The organism is Aerococcus mictus (assembly GCF_003286595.3).
GTDB lineage: Bacteria > Bacillota > Bacilli > Lactobacillales > Aerococcaceae > Aerococcus > Aerococcus mictus.
In genome coordinates this window covers 559066-574929 of the sequence record NZ_CP132985.1, presented here as the reverse complement: position 1 = coordinate 574929, position 15864 = coordinate 559066, and the positions used below count along the sequence as shown (strand labels likewise).

The 15864-nt window shown below is 44.0% G+C and carries 13 protein-coding genes; 2 read left to right on the top strand and 11 right to left on the bottom strand.

Annotation, left to right across the window (positions count from 1 at the left end; translation table 11 throughout):
• Nucleotides 1-4: 4 nt before the first annotated feature.
• From rsmB to gmk, 5 genes are all read right to left on the bottom strand, one after another.
• Nucleotides 5-1417, bottom strand: coding sequence for a 16S rRNA (cytosine(967)-C(5))-methyltransferase RsmB (gene rsmB, locus DBT49_RS02725; protein WP_070558500.1), 1413 nt, complete (start codon nucleotides 1415-1417; stop codon nucleotides 5-7).
• On the bottom strand, nucleotides 1374-2330 hold the full coding sequence (gene fmt, locus DBT49_RS02720; protein ID WP_070558502.1) for a methionyl-tRNA formyltransferase: 957 nt from the start codon (nucleotides 2328-2330) through the stop codon (nucleotides 1374-1376). Before fmt ends, rsmB begins: the two co-directional genes overlap by 44 nt.
• Nucleotides 2331-2374: 44 nt before the next feature.
• Nucleotides 2375-4807 (bottom strand): primosomal protein N', encoded by a 2433-nt coding sequence (priA, locus tag DBT49_RS02715; RefSeq protein ID WP_070558504.1) that lies wholly within the window; start codon nucleotides 4805-4807, stop codon nucleotides 2375-2377.
• Nucleotides 4808-4931: 124 nt separating this feature from the next.
• Nucleotides 4932-5156: a DNA-directed RNA polymerase subunit omega gene (gene rpoZ / locus DBT49_RS02710; RefSeq protein WP_013669681.1), complete on the bottom strand. Its 225-nt coding sequence runs from the start codon at nucleotides 5154-5156 to the stop codon at nucleotides 4932-4934.
• Between the two features lie 2 nt (nucleotides 5157-5158).
• On the bottom strand, nucleotides 5159-5785 hold the full coding sequence (gene gmk / locus DBT49_RS02705; protein ID WP_064293552.1) for a guanylate kinase: 627 nt from the start codon (nucleotides 5783-5785) through the stop codon (nucleotides 5159-5161).
• A 348-nt stretch (nucleotides 5786-6133) separates the two neighbouring features.
• Here gmk and DBT49_RS02700 point away from each other — a divergent pair, with 348 nt between their 5' ends.
• On the top strand, nucleotides 6134-6514 hold the full coding sequence (locus DBT49_RS02700) for a hypothetical protein (protein ID WP_070558506.1): 381 nt from the start codon (nucleotides 6134-6136) through the stop codon (nucleotides 6512-6514).
• 175 nt (nucleotides 6515-6689) lie between these two features.
• Here the strand turns inward: DBT49_RS02700 and cls are convergent, their stop codons facing one another.
• The 6 genes from cls to rpsO all read right to left on the bottom strand — a co-directional run bounded on the left by cls (nucleotide 6690) and on the right by rpsO (nucleotide 14739).
• Nucleotides 6690-8150: a cardiolipin synthase gene (cls, locus tag DBT49_RS02695; protein ID WP_070558508.1), complete on the bottom strand. Its 1461-nt coding sequence runs from the start codon at nucleotides 8148-8150 to the stop codon at nucleotides 6690-6692.
• 139 nt (nucleotides 8151-8289) lie between these two features.
• Nucleotides 8290-8895: an energy-coupled thiamine transporter ThiT gene (locus DBT49_RS02690; RefSeq protein ID WP_070558510.1), complete on the bottom strand. Its 606-nt coding sequence runs from the start codon at nucleotides 8893-8895 to the stop codon at nucleotides 8290-8292.
• Nucleotides 8896-8914: 19 nt separating this feature from the next.
• Nucleotides 8915-10735, bottom strand: a complete 1821-nt coding sequence (locus DBT49_RS02685) for a ribonuclease J (protein WP_070558512.1) — start codon at nucleotides 10733-10735, stop codon at nucleotides 8915-8917.
• 96 nt (nucleotides 10736-10831) lie between these two features.
• Complete coding sequence (locus DBT49_RS02680) at nucleotides 10832-11875, bottom strand: aspartate-semialdehyde dehydrogenase (protein WP_070558514.1); 1044 nt, start codon at nucleotides 11873-11875, stop codon at nucleotides 10832-10834.
• A 250-nt stretch (nucleotides 11876-12125) separates the two neighbouring features.
• Entirely contained in the window at nucleotides 12126-14246 is a 2121-nt protein-coding gene (gene pnp / locus DBT49_RS02675; RefSeq protein WP_070558516.1) for a polyribonucleotide nucleotidyltransferase, read from the bottom strand.
• A gap of 223 nt (nucleotides 14247-14469) precedes the next feature.
• Nucleotides 14470-14739 (bottom strand): 30S ribosomal protein S15, encoded by a 270-nt coding sequence (rpsO, locus tag DBT49_RS02670; RefSeq protein ID WP_013668480.1) that lies wholly within the window; start codon nucleotides 14737-14739, stop codon nucleotides 14470-14472.
• Between the two features lie 225 nt (nucleotides 14740-14964).
• On the opposite strand from rpsO, the gene DBT49_RS02665 reads away from it, so the two are divergent.
• Nucleotides 14965-15855 (top strand): phosphatase PAP2 family protein, encoded by an 891-nt coding sequence (locus DBT49_RS02665; protein WP_070558518.1) that lies wholly within the window; start codon nucleotides 14965-14967, stop codon nucleotides 15853-15855.
• Nucleotides 15856-15864 lie beyond the last annotated feature (9 nt).

Here is a 15864-nt window from a genome sequence, read left to right as displayed (position 1 = left end):
GCTCCTAACTTTGTTTTTCTAATAAAGCGACAAAAAAGCCATCGCTATTAAAATGATGTGGTAAGATTTCCAGGCAAGCAGCATTGATCAAAGAGGGTTTTAAGACTTTCTGCCACTCAGGCCCAATGGCTTTGAGGGCGAAGTCTGGGTGAGTCGCTAGAAATTCTTCGACCACTTGCCAGTTCTCTTCTGCTGTTATTGTACAGGTACTATAGACCAAGCGACCAGCCTTTTTTAGTAGGGGACTGACATTATTTAAGATTTCTAATTGAATTTTTTGCAAATTCTTTAGATCTTGAAAATCCTTGTTTAACTTGGTATCCGGTTTGCGCCGGAAGAGACCCACGCCTGAACAGGGAGCGTCAACTAAAATCCCGTCAAAGCTTTCCGCTGGAAATTGTTCTCCGAGTTGACTGGCATCTCCTTGTTGGATACTTACCTGACTATCGACATGCATGCGTTTAACATTATCAGCAATTAAGGGTAATTTATTCTCTGCAATATCAAAGGCTAAGACCTGGCCCCTTTCGCCCACATATTCAGCTAATTGGACCGTCTTGCCCCCGGGTGCCGCACAGGCATCTAGGACCCGGTCGCCAGCTTTGGGATTCAAGATGTCGACGGCCAGGCTGGCAGCCTCATCTTGAATGGTAATAACTCCCTTCTCAAAGAGTTCAGATTGGGCTGGATTACCGGATTTAACTTTTAGCTGGTGGGGAGCTATCTGACTGCTTTGGTTAGGAAAACCTTGATCGGCTAAAATCTGACTAATTTTATCCTGGTCCTGCCAATAATCTCGACTAATTCGCACATTAACCTGGGCCGGTTCTACCATGGCTTGGGCAATTTGCTGGGTGGTTTCCATACCGAAACGTTGGGCAAAATAATTCACCCATTCTACTGGCAAGCTAGTCTCTAAGGAAAGAACATAGGCCTGGTCGCTTGCCTGCTGGCTAATAAAGTCCTCGATGGTCGGATAGGTTCGGAAGAGGTTACGCAGGGTCCCATTGGTAAAACGTCCCAGGGTCTGGTTACCGCGCTTCTTAGCGATGCGTACGGCTTCGTCCACAATGGCGTGGTCAGGAACGGCATCGAGATAATAATGCTGGTAGGCTGATAATTCGAGTAAAGCCAGCAACCACTTCTTGGTCCGCTTATAGCGTTTCAATACCTGTTTTAAGAGTTCTTGGAGGGTCCAATGGAATTGCAGACTCCCGTAAACTAGCCGGGTATAGAGATCTCGGTCCGAGTCTCCTACCCGACTGTGGCTGAGCACCTGATTGACTTCTTGGTTAACAAAGGCCTCGCCCTTATAGACTAGGCTTAGGGTTTCCATAGCCTGGTAGCGGGCGCTAGCTTTGAGTCCTGAGGGTTTATTGGAATGTGTCGCCGACTTCAATTTGACCCGCTCCTCCATTAATAAAACTCGTAATATCCATGGCCTTCTTCCCTGCTGGTTGGATTTCAGTAATAGCTAAAACGGTTCCCTCTCCGCAAGCCACTAGGAAACGGGCCGGTTTCTTGTCAATAGCGATCACTGTCCCTGGGACTTGGTCAGTTTCTTGGTCTTGAAGCACTTCAGTTGCCCAGATCTTCCAGCGTTTATCATCAAAGAAAGTGTGAGCCACCGGCCAGCTATTAAAGGCCCGAACTTGGTTATGGATTTCTTGGGCAGTATTGTCCCAGTTGATTCGTTCCTCTTCTCGGGTGATATTAGGTGAAAAAGTCGCTTCCGCTTCATTTTGAGGAGTCTCAGTCACTGTCCCATTAAAGAGAGCGGGTAAGGTTTCTAGCAATACTTGACTCCCCAGTTCACTCAAGCGGTCAAACATTTCCGCAACGGTGACTTGGTCATCAATAGGAATAGCCGCTTGTTTTAGAATTGCTCCAGCGTCCATTTTCTTAACCATACGAATAATACTTATCCCGGTCTCCTTTTCTCCCTTCCAGATGGCGTAGTGGACGGGTGCCCCACCCCGGTACTTGGGTAGGAGGCTGGCATGAACATTAATGGCTCCGTATTTAGGATAATTCAATAAACGCTCGGGTAAAAATTGCCCGTAAGCAGCCGTCACGATTAAATCGATATCCCCCTGACTGAGTAGTTGGTCGAGCTCTTGGTCTTGACTGATTTTTTCAGGTTGGTAAACGGGAATATCAGCTGCTTGGGCGGCTTCTTTAACCGCTGAGGCTTGGAGGCGGTGTTTCCGTCCCACGGGTCGGTCAGGCTGGGTAACCACGGCGCTCACTTCATAGTCAGGGTGGTCAATTAAGGCCTGTAGACTCTTCACCGAAAATTCTGGCGTCCCCATAAATACAATTTTTTTCATAATGAATAACTTCCTCCTCAGTGCAATTCCTATCCCCTGTTTTCCTATAAGAAAGATAAAGGCTCGACATCAATAGAGACATAGAGTTTCTTTTTACTCCAGTCTTGAGCCAAGTCACGGATTTCTTGGAATAGGGGCTGAATGTGTGCTTGATTGCGGTACTGGTACAAAATTTGATAATAATAACGGTTTTTAATCCGAGAAATGGCATTTTGACTGGGGCCAATGACATAGTCTTTACTGCCCTGGCTGCGTTCACGCAGTAAAGTAGCCAAGGTTAAGGCCGCTTTTAGGGCATCTTTTTCATTAAAGTGTGAGATAGATAACCTGATGGTATAGAAATAAGGGGAATAATGATTGAGTTTACGGTAGGTCATTTCCTTTTGGTAGAAGCGGTCATAATCGTGGTGCTTAGCGAGTTGTAGGGCATAGTGGTCTGGATTAAAGGTTTGAATCATGACCCGCCCTTCCAAGTCACCCCGACCGGCTCGGCCACTCACCTGGGTTAAGAGCTGAAAGGTCCGCTCTGAAGCCCGGAAATCAGGCAGGTAGAGGGAGGTATCCGCATTGATCACTCCCACTAGGGTAATATTAGGGAAATCTAGCCCCTTAGCAATCATTTGCGTTCCCAGCAAAATATCCGCCTCGCCACTTGCCACTTTGGCTAACAAACGCTCATGGGCGCCCTTTTTACGGGTGGTATCATTATCCATCCTGACCAAGTGCTTGCCAGGAAAGAGTTGGTAAATCTCTTCTTCAACCTTTTCCGTGCCGCTGCCAAAGGGACGTAAGTGTTGGCCTTGGCAGAGGGGGCAGACTTGGGGATAGGGCCGGCTATAGCCACAATAATGGCACTGTAAACTGCGATCACTATAATGATAGGTTAGGGAAACATCACAATTTTGACATTGAAAAACATAGCCACAATCCCGACACATGACATAATTAGCATAGCCCCGCCGATTAAGCATGAGGGCCACTTGTTGGCCCTGGCTTAAGGTTTGATCGATGGCTTCTTTGAGTGAGCGGGAGAATTGGTAGTAATTTTTATGCTTAAACTCTTCCCGCATATCGATCAAGTCAACAGCTGGTAAAGCCTTACCGTTAATCCGTCCAGGGAGACTAAGCAAGTGGTAGACCCCATTTTGGGCCCGGGCCCGGCTTTCTAAGGCGGGTGTTGCTGACCCTAAGAGTAAGGGACAGGAATGATAAGACGCCCGCCACTTGGCCACATCCCGGGCATGGTAGCGCGGGGCTTCCTCTTGTTTATAAGTGGTCTCATGTTCCTCATCAATAATGATGATGCCAATATTATCAATGGGGGCAAAGATCGATGACCGAGCACCCACGACTACCCGAGCATCTCCTCTGCGCATCTTCCGCCATTCATCAAAATGCTCGCCAACGCTTAATTGACTGTGAAGAACAGCGACCAAATCTCCAAAGCGCCCCTTCAACTGGGCCACCATTTGTGGAGTCAAGGCAATTTCTGGTACCAATAAAATGGCATTTTGCCCTTGATCGAGGGCTTGGCGGATTAATTGCAGGTAAACTTCTGTCTTCCCACTACCCGTCACTCCTTGCAAGAGATAGGTGTCATTAACTTGGTCACTGATCGCCTGTTTGACTTCTTGGTAAACCTGACTTTGGTCATCGGTTAAGGGCTTATCTTGGGTTCGCTCTTGATAGCGGTCGGCATAGGGATCACGGTTGACTTCGACTTCAAATAACTTTAACCAACCGAAATCTTGCCCACGGCGGATAGTTTGTAAGGAGAGATCATAATTCTCCCGCAACCATTTGACGCTCACCCGCCGGCCTTCAAGTTCCATGAGCACTTCACAGAGTAAGATCTGCTTTTTAGCGGTTTTTCTAAGTTGGTCGCGCTCCTGTTCTAATTGTTCTGCATCCATCAAGGGTTGGATCCATTTTTCAGTTTTATAATGTTTGCGGTCAGCAACCCGGTAGTCAAGGCTGACCTCGCCTGCCTCTTTTAAAGCTAGCAAGTCTTTTAACTGCCCGGCTTCTTCTGCCACCTCCCAGGAGACTTCTTCCTGGTCTTCAAAGTAGCTTTGCCGGTGTTGGTAAGTCAATGTCTCACTAGGGACGAAGTACTTATGGTAGTCCACCTTTAACAAGCGGGGCAGCATGGTTTGGTAACAAGTCACCACATAAGAAAACAAATGCTCGGCCATATCTCGACCCAGATTCAACATTTCCGGAGTTAAAACCGCTTGGTCATCAAGCAGGCTAGTGATTTCTTTAAGTTCACCTTCAAATTCACTGGTCGCGGTTAATTCCACCACATAGGCCAGTACCTGGCGGACACCAAAGGGAACTTGGACGCGCATCCCCACCTGAATCAAGTCCTGATAGCGGTCGGGAATATAATAATCATAGGGATGGTCAGTCTGCATGGTAGGAACATCAACAATGACCCGGGCAAAACGGGGGGCTCTTGTCTTTTCTGTGACCATATCCATTCTCCTTTCCGCTATTTCTCTATCTATTGTACTAAAACTTAAATCAGCTTCCAACTATCTCTAGTTTTCCAAAGCACGAAAAAAAGACCGGCTAACCGATCTTTGTTCGTGCTTATTATTAGTTAAGGCTTTCGTCCTTAGCTAAAGAATCTGGATCAATGCCTAAGTCACCGGAATTAATCTCTTCTAAGGCTTGGCCAACATACTTAGGAGAATGATAGTCTGTTAACATCGGATTTTGGTTTTCTTGAAGTTCGTGGGCCCGTTTAGCGGCAATGGTACACAGAGAATATTTAGAATTTACTTGCTTTAACAAAGAATCAATCGATGGATAAATAATCATAATTAATCTCCCTCTCCTAGATAATTCTCAACAATATCGTCAATAAAACGGTCAACTTTCAAATGTTCTGCCTTAATGATGGTTTGGATCCGTTTTACCGCTAGATCCACATCATCATTTTCCACCACATAGTCATATTGGGTCATTAATTGCAACTCGGTGCGCGCCTTGTCCATCCGTTCCGCAATCACTTCTGGACTGTCCGTTCCCCGGTTAACGATGCGTGATTCCAATTCTCTTAAGTTTGGTGGCGCCAGAAAAATGAAAACCCCATCAGGCATCCGCCGTTTTACCTGCAAGGCACCCTGTACTTCAATTTCTAAGAAGACATCCTTTCCTGCATTTGTCATTTTATCAATGTAATCCAGGGGTGTCCCGTAAAAATTTCCTACATATTCCGCATATTCTAACAACTTTTCATCTTCGATCATTTTCTCGAACTCTTCTCGCGATACGAAAAAATAATCCTTTCCGTCTACTTCCCCTTCACGTGGTTGACGTGTAGTTGCTGAAACGGAATAGAAAAATTGATTTTTTTCTTGATCAGTCTCAAATAATGCTTTGCGGACCGTCCCTTTACCTACCCCAGAGGGTCCTGAAAGCACAACCAATAATCCTTTCGATTTCATAGAACACCTTTCATCCTTTAAAAGTTTATAAAGTGTATCATACCACAAATTAAAAGACTTGTCGTAAATTATTTAAATAAAGTAAATAATTAAAAAGTCCTTATTCTTTTCATGACTAAGTGTCGCATGGAATAAACAGGCAGCCACACGATCTTTATTAGAGTTACGTTCATTTTAGCATAGATTTATTCCTTTGAAGCGATTTTACTTCACTTAAAAGCTTTCTTACCTATAAAAAACATCTGTTCGAATTTCACTTGACACTAGAACGAACGTTCGCTATACTATAAATCAGTTAGAACAAACGTTCTGAAATTGTTTATTTTTATTATTTAAGGAGGGTCTAAGATGCAAAATCCAAGTCAATCGTTCTCATGGAATAGCTTAATTCATAACATTATCCCGATAAGTTCACAGACCAACGTCGCTAGACCGTTACAGTCCATTAATAAAAACCCCGCTGAAAAGCTTCAAGATCTCGAGCCAGTTACAGAAAATGATGCCCTATCCAGTCAGATCAAGGATTACCAAAAACAACAGCTTCCCGTCTACATTACCGTTAGACGCAATATGGGTAATATGTATACCAAAGACACCCTCTTTGGCTATTTTCAAAAATATTCTTCCCATCCCCAAAGTCAAATGGTTATCTTTGAAGATGTCGATAGCGAGGTCAACTTTATGATCCCTAAGCAAGAAATCTTAGCTATTTGGGAACCCAATGCCTAGAGCCAGCACTAATTCATCCTGATTCAATCACTTTACTAAATAAAAACTTCTACCATCACCAAAATAACTTCTCAATCATCGTTTAATTATGAAAAAGCCAGTTTACTCACTTTCTTGATGTCCTTCCTAAGCGAAGCACTAAGAAATCCCCCAGAGAGTAAACTGGTTTTTATTTTTATAAAATCGGCGCTAAGAGGCGAGAGCCCTTTTGTTTGAACTTCTTCCAGCCGGATTGATTGTCGAAGTATTCTCGGGTCAGAAGCGTCGAATCCTCTAAGTCACGTTCATATTGGGCAATCAATTCAGCCACCACCGTCTTATCATAGATAAAGGCGTTCACTTCAAAATTCAAGCGGAAAGATCGAATATCGAAGTTGGCGGTCCCCACACTGGCAATCCGGTCATCCACAATCATCATCTTGGAATGCAGGAAGCCCTTGTCATAGCGATGAACATGAACGCCAGAGGCTAAGACTTCCTTACTATAGTATTCAGTGGCCCGATAAACAAAGGGGTGGTCCGGCTTACATGGGATCATGATATGGACTTCAATACCAGACAGGGCGGCAAGTTCCAAAGCCTCCAAAATCGGTGAATCCGGAATAAAGTAAGGCGTGTGCAAGTAAATCCGTGACCTGGCCATGGTGATCATCTTCAAATACCCCATCTTAATTTGGTCGGTTTCATCTTCAGGTCCCGAGGAAACAATTTGCATAGGAACTTTATCCTCAACCGGGAATAAGGGGAAATAGTCATGGGCCAATTCAGGTTCAGCCAGTAAGAGACTAGTATCCTCGTCCGTTGACGCATACCAGTCAACCACAAAACGACTTTGCAGGGCTTGAACTGCCTCGCCAACTACCCTTAAATGGGTGTCGCGCCAGTAGCCCAAGGGCCCCTTACCGATATATTCCTTAGCAATATTAAAGCCGCCGATATAGCCAACCCGCCCGTCAATAACAACAATTTTGCGGTGGTTACGGAAGTTCAAACGGAAATTTTGAATCCAGGTCGAGTAACCAAAGAAGGCCGAAGCCACTCCCCCTGCTGCTCGCAGCGCTTCTAAATCCTTATCCTTTAATTGACGACTTCCTAGGGCATCATATAGGAGCCTGACTTCAACCCCCTCTTGGGCTTTTTTAGTCAAGGCGTCTAAGACCCGGTTACCCACCTCGTCAGGAGTAAGGATATAGTATTGGATATGAATATGATGCTTGGCTGCCGCGATATCCTTTAAGAGGGCTTCAATTTTTTCCTTGCCCTCATCAAAGATTTCAACCTCATTATTAGCGGTTAAAATTGAAAAATTAGAGCGGTAAAGCAGGATAATTAATTCTTGCAGTTCAGGATCATAGTCAGAGATAAAACGCTGTTTGCCCGAGTCATCAATGTTTTTGTTGACTAGGGTGGTCATCCCCATAGCTTCCTTCTCATTCAATTGGAAGATCTGCTTATCAGAAATCTTTCTCCCCAAGAAAAAGTAAATCACAAAACCTAGCCCCGGCAGTAAGATTAGGACAAGTAACCAAGCCCAAATCGTCGCTACTGGCCGCTCTTGGCGAAAAACCGTATAAATCGCCGACACCGTATTAATTAAAATAATGGCAATAATTAAAATATTTACCCAATTGGTCATAAATCCTAACCTCTCTCTCAAACTAAATAAGATTATAGCAAATTTCACAATAAATAAAAATAAAAACTAAAAGGCATACTTCCCCTAATAAGCAAAAGAGCTGGAGCCAGTGCTCCAGCTTCCTTGGGCTGTCTTTGCTTTAATCATCATTCAGTAAGCGAGAACGCTCACGCCTTGATATATAAGGCGTATTTTTAGGGATAAAGTTCTTAGCCGAAACATTCATAATCACAATCAAGATAATCAAGCTAAGGACAATATTCACCAAGGCTGACAAGGCATTTTGTTGGAAGTTAACCTGGGTCGTTAGGCTAAGGTCACTGACTAAATATTCATAAGTCAGGAAGCGCACTAAGAAATAGGCTAGCCATGCCAGGATAGTACCGGTTACCAAGTTAAGATAGGCCGACCCCATCCGCCGGTTATGCAAGGTCCGTTGTAAATTACGGGCAAAGAGACCCGCAATGCCTAAACAACCACTAGCGATAATCATACCAATAATTTGGCCGATATGATCAGCCGGGTTATCCAGTCCAATGCAGGAAACTGCTCCTAACAAAAGACCAACGAAACTTCCGGCAAAATTTCCGCGCCTGAAAGCATAGTAAATCAGCAAGGTATAGCCAATCCTTAAAGCAATTCCCCACTCAGAAATAACCGCTGGGAAAATTAACTGAATAAGAAAAGCTAAGGCTAGGTAAAGTAAGCCTTCAACGATAATCACTAAACGTTGGGAAGATTTCATAACTTAGTCCTTTCTAATGCTAAGATTTTGCGTCTTGTTTCTGCTTGTGATTTTTATTGTGCTTGTTTTTTGAATTCGGTTTATTATTTTTCTTGGCATTATTTTTTTGGTTGGAATGGTTCTTTTGATTGGAATTATTCTTTTGATTTTCTTTCTTGAAGTTACGCTTACCGCGACGGTGAGAAGATTCCATAATCACCGGTAAAACCATGGGACGGCGGTTAGTTTCCTTATAGAGATATTTAGCCACCACTTCCCGAATTTTACCCTTTAAGTCGGCCCAATCAAAGTTTTTAGGATCTGCTAGGGCCTTTTCAACCTCTTCGCGCACCAGTTCCTTGCTGGCGTTAAGAAGATCAGTACTCTCCTTCATAAAGACAAAGCCCCGAGAAATGATTTCAGGTTGGGAAAGAATCTTACCTTGGCTTCTCGAAATGGTCAAGACAATCACAAAAATCCCATCTTCTGAGAGAATGCGGCGGTCACGTAAGACAATATTACCAATATCGCCAACCCCACTCCCATCAACCAAGACATTCTCAGACGGAACTGAGCTGGCTAGGCGAAGTTTGCCCTTCTCGTATTTAAGGACGTCACCTTTTTCAAGCAGGAAGATATGGTCATCATCATAGCCCAGACTTTGAGCAATTTTACCATGAGCGTGTAAGAGACGGTATTCTCCCGACACAGGCACCACATAATCTGGATTGAAAAGACCAATCAAGACTTCCAAATCCTTTGGTGAAGCGTGACCACTAGATTTATAAGCCGATAAGACTTGGAGAGCATGGCCACCAGCCCGGTAGATCTCATCTTCAGTATCAGCCATCACGGTTTCTAAGCCCACGGATGGACTCGAAGTAATCAAGACCAAATCGCCCTTTTGAATTTTAATATTCTTGTGGGACCCCTTGGACATGGCTTGTAAATTGGTTAGGATTTCCCCGTATTCACCAGTCTCCAAGATAATAATTTCATCATCAGCAAAGTTCTTTAAATTGTCATTGGGCTGGATCAGATTCTTGGAAGGGATGGTGAGCTTGTTCAAGCGGATGGCCACATCGATAATTTCTTCAATTTGATCGCCTGATAAGAAGACATGGCGGTTAGTGGCCCGCGCCACATTTAAGACTTGTTGGATCCGTAATATATTACTATCCACCGTGGCTAAGACGACCCGTCCGCTAGCCTTGTCCACTTCCTTTAAAATAGCCTGTTCCAGTTTTTCTTCCGAGGTATTTTCAAAATAGGAATCCGCATGTTGGGAATCACTCAAGAGGGCAATTACCCCAGATGAGGCAATTTCGCCAATGCGGTTAAAGCTGGTCTTATAACCATCACCAACCGTCAAATCAAATTTGAAGTCCCCGGTATAAACAATGCTGCCTTCTTCAGTTTGGACTGCAATCCCCAATGATTCTGGGACCGTGTGGGTCGTGCTGAAGAACTTAACCACAGCATCATCAAAATCAATTTCGTTAGAATCATCGATCACGTAGAAGTCTTTGAAGTTCTTCACCCCACGCTTCTTACAATTGATCTTAGCTAATTCAATGGTCAATTCCGTCCCAAAGACGGGAACATTAACCTCTTTTAAGAGATAAGGCAGGGCTCCAATCGCATCGGCATGGCCGTGGCTCAAAAAGACCCCAGCTACCTTATCCTTGTGTTCGATGACATAGGTAAAATCAGGGATCATGATATCGACCCCTAACATTTCATCAGGTGGGAAGATTAGGCCACAGTCTAAGATAAAAATCTTATCATTGACTTCGACCAGGTACATGTTCTTACCATCTTCACGAACACCACCCAATGGAATAATACTTATTCCACTCATTACAACTCCTCTTTCTTCTTACAAAAATTCTTTATAAAGGAAAGAAGCATCTTTATAACCTATTGGTAAAGATGCTCACTTCATCTTTTATAGCTTTTAGATCAAATTCCGAGCAATTAAGGTTTCGGCAATCTCGATGGAATTATAAGCCGCACCCTTCCATAAATTATCGGAAACGATCCATAGATGGAAGCCATTCTTCACATCCAGGTCTTGACGAATCCTTCCCACAAAGGTTTCAGGACGGTTGACTGCATTCACGGGTTGAGGATAGACTTGTTGCTTCACGTCATCTTCCACAATCACATTATCTGCTTGGTCTAAAACAGCCATCAAGTCCTCAATGGTCACATCATCACGGTCAATTTCAATATAAACGGATTCGGCGTGCCCCTTAACGACTGGTACTCGGACACAGGTTGCTGAAACCGGTAAATCAGGACGACCTAAGATTTTCTTGGTTTCATTGGTCATCTTCATTTCTTCAAAGGTGTAGTGGTTGTCTTGGAACTTATCAATTTGCGCTAGGACATTGAAGGCCATTTGATAATGTTTTTCATCACCAGCTACCGGTAAAATCTTAGGTTCATCAATCTCATCGCCAGATAAGATATCGCGAAATTGATTTTCCATTTCCAAAACAGCCCGAGTCCCTGCACCAGAAACCGCTTGATAGGTCGACACAATGACCCGCTTTAAGCCGAAAGCCTTTTCGATTGGTCTTAAGGCCATCACCATTTGAATGGTTGAACAGTTTGGATTGGCGATAAGACCGTGGTGGTTATCCATGGCTTCTTGGTTAACCTCTGGGACAATCAAAGGAGTGTCTTCATCCATCCGATAGGCACTCGTGTTATCCACCACAACGGCTCCAGCTTCAACGGCCTTAGGCGCAAATTCCTTAGACCGATCGCCACCTGCTGAGAAAAAGGCAATATCGATACCTTCAAAAGAATCAGCAGTTAATTCTTCTACAGTATATTTTTCATCGCCCACGCTTAATTCTTTCCCAGCAGAACGGCTAGAAGCCAGTAAACGCACCTTGTCATAAGGAATCTTGGATTGCGCTAATAAATAGCGGAGTTGTTCGCCCACAGCTCCGGTCGCACCCACAATAGCGATATTATATTTCTTTGTCATGTTTACACTTCCTCTATTTTCATGTTCGATCAAGCTTATAACTCATTTTACCAAATTATCAAGGCTTTCACAAATTAACTTCATTGTAAAGTCTTACTAAGCAAGAAAGAGTGCGACAAGCGCGTCAAAGAGCAAGACCGCTGGAAGAAAAAGGACGCTTGCTCTGCGCTTGGTTCAGGTTTTGATGAGATCCTTGCTACTAAAAAAGGCTAGAACTTTTGTCCCAGCCTTCCTTTATAAAAAGTTAAACTTATTCAGCGTCTTTGTCGGTCAAAGCCTTCATGGAGAGGTTGATCCGACCGCGGTTATCGACTTCAATGACTTTAACTTTGACTTGGTCACCAATTTGGACCACATCTTCAACCTTATTGGTGCGTTTATGTTGGAGTTCAGAAATGTGAACCATCCCGTTTTGTTTAGGGGTTAATTGGACAAAGGCGCCAAATTTCTCAATTCGAGTAACGGTCCCAGTAAAGACTTGGCCGACTTCAATTTCCAAGGTGAGTTCTTCAATGATTTCAATGGCCTTATCAATCATGGCCTCATCACTCGAAGAAATACTTACTTGGCCATCATCATCGATATCAATCTTGACTCCGGTAGCTTCGATAATCTTATCGATGGTTTCACCACCCTTACCGATGACTTCACCGATCTTTTCAGGTTTAATTTGAATCATCTTAATCTTCGGTGCATAAGGGCTGAGATGGTCACGTGGCGCATCCAAGGTACCTTGGAGGTGGTCAAGCAGTTGCATGCGGGCAACTTTAGCTTGGGCTAGGGATTCACGGAGGATATCTTCAGTAATCCCTTTGATCTTAATATCCATTTGCAAGGCGGTAATCCCTTGTCTAGTTCCGGCCACCTTAAAGTCCATATCACCTAAGTGGTCTTCAAGACCTTGGATATCGGTTAGAATAGTATATTTATTGTTATCTTCTTGGTCCATAATCAAGCCCATGGCGATCCCCGCTACAGGTGCTTTGATCGGCACACCAGCATCCATCAAGGCCAGGGTCCCTGCACAAATAGAAGCTTGGGAAGAAGACCCATTAGATTCTAAGACTTCAGCTACTAAACGAATGGTATAAGGGAACTCCTCTTGGGAAGGAATGACTCTTTGTAAGGCCCGATGACCTAATTCCCCGTGACCAATTTCCCGACGGCCTGGTGAACCGTAACGTCCAGTGGAACCCACTGAATATTGAGGGAAGTTATAGTGGTGGATGAAGTGCCGTTCGGTTTCAGGACTAATTCCATCCAAGGGTTGGTATTCAGATAGAGGAGCTAGGGTACATGCGGAGAGGACTTGGGTTTGTCCCCGGGTAAATAAACCGGACCCATGAACCCGTGGCAAGAGCCCTACTTCTGAAGAGAGAGGACGGATTTCGTCAATTTTACGCCCATCAGGACGGACCTTGTCTTCGGTAATCAGGCGGCGAACTTCGTCATATTCTAACTTATCAGCTAGGGCCACAATTTGATTATGTTTAGCGACAAAGTCTTCGTCATCTAAGAATTGGCTATCGTAAAACTCAATCATTTCGTCCTTAACCGCTTGAACGCCCTCTTCACGTTCCAACTTGTCAAAGATTTGGATAGCGTCTACCATTTTTTGATGGTAGCGGGTATAGACTTCCGCTTCAGTTTCTGGAGCAAAAGCTTCCGCTTCAAAAGGCATTTTTTCTTGGCCAACTGCTTGGCGGATCTCTTCTTGGAAGTAGCAAAGTTCCTTAATGTTCGCATGACCAAACATCAAAGCTTCTAACATTTCTTCTTCACTTAATTCTTGGGCAGAGGATTCCACCATATTAATAGCAGTTTGAGTCCCAGCAACAGTCAATTCCAAGTCAGATTGGGCTTGTTGGTCTAGGGTTGGGTTAATCACTAAGTTACCATCGACGCGACCAACATTGACTCCCGCAATCGGACCATCAAAAGGAATATCCGAAATGGTTAAGGCCACGGAAGAACCTAACATGGCAGCCATCTCTGGGCTACAGTCGTTATCTACGGACATGACGGTGTTAATCACTTGGACTTCATTTTTGAAACCTTCTGGGAACATTGGCCGGATTGGACGGTCAATCAAACGGGCAGTTAAAGTGGCATGTTCAGTTGGCCGGCCCTCTCTTTTAATGAAGCCGCCTGGAATTTTACCAGCAGCATATTGTTTTTCTTCATAATTCACTGTAAGAGGGAAGAAATCTTGGCCTTCTTTGGCTTCCTTAGCCCCAACAACAGCAGTTAAGACGACAGTATCCCCGTAGCGTACCAGGGCCGCAGCATTAGCCTGTTTAGCCAGTTGGCCAACTTCGATTTGGAGCGGACGGCCCGCCCAATTCATTTTAAATACTTGTTTTTCAGACATATTTACTCCTTTTCTCCCCCAACCACCTACTAAGCAAGGTTATATGTTTTTCCTAAAGCACATAACTTTGATTAGTAAGAGGTCAATATGGGGGCTTTTAGCTAGATTTTACTTTAAAAAAAGCGAGACTCCAAAGAATCTCGCTTAAAGGTGTTCCAAGCGCAGAGCAAGCGCCTTTTTTCCAACGCTCTCGCTCTTTGGTGCGCTTATCACACTTTCTTAATTAACGACGTAAACCTAAACTCTTAATTAAGTTACGGTAACGAGTAACGTCTTTGTTACGTAAGTAAGCTAATAAGTTACGACGGTGACCGATTTTCTTCATTAAACCACGGTAGGAGTGGTGGTCTTTCTTATGAGTTTTAGCGTGTTCGTTAAGGTTGTTGATATCTGCAGTTAATAAAGCAATTTGTACTTCAGCAGAACCAGTGTCCCCTTCATGTGTTGCGTATTTTTCGATAATAGCGTCTTTTTCTTCTTTAGTTAATGCCATTATATTCACCTTTCTTTCTCTTGTATTCTTCCATAGTCTGAGTAAGCCGTTGGTGATTCGGCTGACCAAGAAAATGGTTGTGCTTTAAGCACAGCAGTCATTATACGAGAAATCGGCTAAACTTGCAAGAAATATCCTTAATTTTACTCGGTTTCGCCAGCATTTTTTGGCCTTTTTTCAGTTTTTCACTTAAAATAAAGATAATTATAATAAAGGAGAAGACTTATGAAACATTTAGATCGAACATTCTTCCCCCATTTACTTGGCTCGCTACTTGCCTTGATCCCCTTCGCCTTAATTTGTTTAACGGCAGCCATCCATCCTGCCTTTATCCAAGGGGCTGATCAAGCGATTGGTGGGGCACTGTTTGCTTGGGGGCCCCAGTGGTGGCAGACCTTTGTCACTTACTTCACTGAAATGGGGACCACGGTTTATATTATTATTGCCGCCCTCATTATTAGTGCCATTCTCTATTACTTCAAGTACCGCTTCCTAGGAATTTGGTTTTCTAGCCAACTCATCCTTGGCGTCCTGCTCGGTAACCAAAGTATTAAATATATTGTTAAACGCCCTCGACCTAGCTTTATCCAACCCCTTATCGAACAAGGTGGTTATTCCTTCCCTAGCGCCCATTCTATGGGGAGCGTTTTAATGTATGGGGGCTTGTGCTTAATTGCTTTTTACTTTATCCGTTCTTATAAGAAGCGCCAAATTTTAGGAATTGCTACAGGGATCCTCTGCCTAGCCATTGCCCTCAGTCGGGTCTACCTTGGCGTTCATTATTTTTCCGACATCGTGGCCGGCTTGTCCTTAGGAGTAGCCTGGTTAATCTTATCAAGTACCCTCTTGCCTGCATTTCCAAGGGCCATTAAAGATGATCCAAGTGACCAAGAAGGCGAACAAGCCGAAGACTGGGAAGATGAACCAGAAAGCCCTGATTCAGACAAAGAGGGAAAAACCACGCCCCAGCTCCATGTTATCCACAGTAAGAGTGAAGATCCAGACCAACAGGACCGCTTCATCACTAGCTTGGACACTGCTGAAGGCCAAGACTTAGCTGACGACTTAGAGAAATTGGAAGCAGAGCCTGACCCTAGTGATAACAATGAGGACTAGTAAAAAAGA

What these genes read in the sequence shown, in the direction of transcription:
- DBT49_RS02700 (WP_070558506.1), top strand. Translation starts at nt 6,134, where the DNA reads ATGCAAAATCCAAGTCAATCGTTCTCATGGAATAGCTTAATTCATAAC.
- cls (WP_070558508.1), bottom strand. Translation starts at nt 8,150, where the DNA reads ATGACCAATTGGGTAAATATTTTAATTATTGCCATTATTTTAATTAAT.
- rpoZ (WP_013669681.1), bottom strand. Translation starts at nt 5,156, where the DNA reads ATGATTATTTATCCATCGATTGATTCTTTGTTAAAGCAAGTAAATTCT.
- DBT49_RS02665 (WP_070558518.1), top strand. Translation starts at nt 14,965, where the DNA reads ATGAAACATTTAGATCGAACATTCTTCCCCCATTTACTTGGCTCGCTA.
- rpsO (WP_013668480.1), bottom strand. Translation starts at nt 14,739, where the DNA reads ATGGCATTAACTAAAGAAGAAAAAGACGCTATTATCGAAAAATACGCA.
- DBT49_RS02680 (WP_070558514.1), bottom strand. Translation starts at nt 11,875, where the DNA reads ATGACAAAGAAATATAATATCGCTATTGTGGGTGCGACCGGAGCTGTG.
- fmt (WP_070558502.1), bottom strand. Translation starts at nt 2,330, where the DNA reads ATGAAAAAAATTGTATTTATGGGGACGCCAGAATTTTCGGTGAAGAGT.
- DBT49_RS02690 (WP_070558510.1), bottom strand. Translation starts at nt 8,895, where the DNA reads ATGAAATCTTCCCAACGTTTAGTGATTATCGTTGAAGGCTTACTTTAC.
- rsmB (WP_070558500.1), bottom strand. Translation starts at nt 1,417, where the DNA reads ATGGAGGAGCGGGTCAAATTGAAGTCGGCGACACATTCCAATAAACCC.
- DBT49_RS02685 (WP_070558512.1), bottom strand. Translation starts at nt 10,735, where the DNA reads ATGAGTGGAATAAGTATTATTCCATTGGGTGGTGTTCGTGAAGATGGT.
- pnp (WP_070558516.1), bottom strand. Translation starts at nt 14,246, where the DNA reads ATGTCTGAAAAACAAGTATTTAAAATGAATTGGGCGGGCCGTCCGCTC.
- priA (WP_070558504.1), bottom strand. Translation starts at nt 4,807, where the DNA reads ATGGTCACAGAAAAGACAAGAGCCCCCCGTTTTGCCCGGGTCATTGTT.
- gmk (WP_064293552.1), bottom strand. Translation starts at nt 5,785, where the DNA reads ATGAAATCGAAAGGATTATTGGTTGTGCTTTCAGGACCCTCTGGGGTA.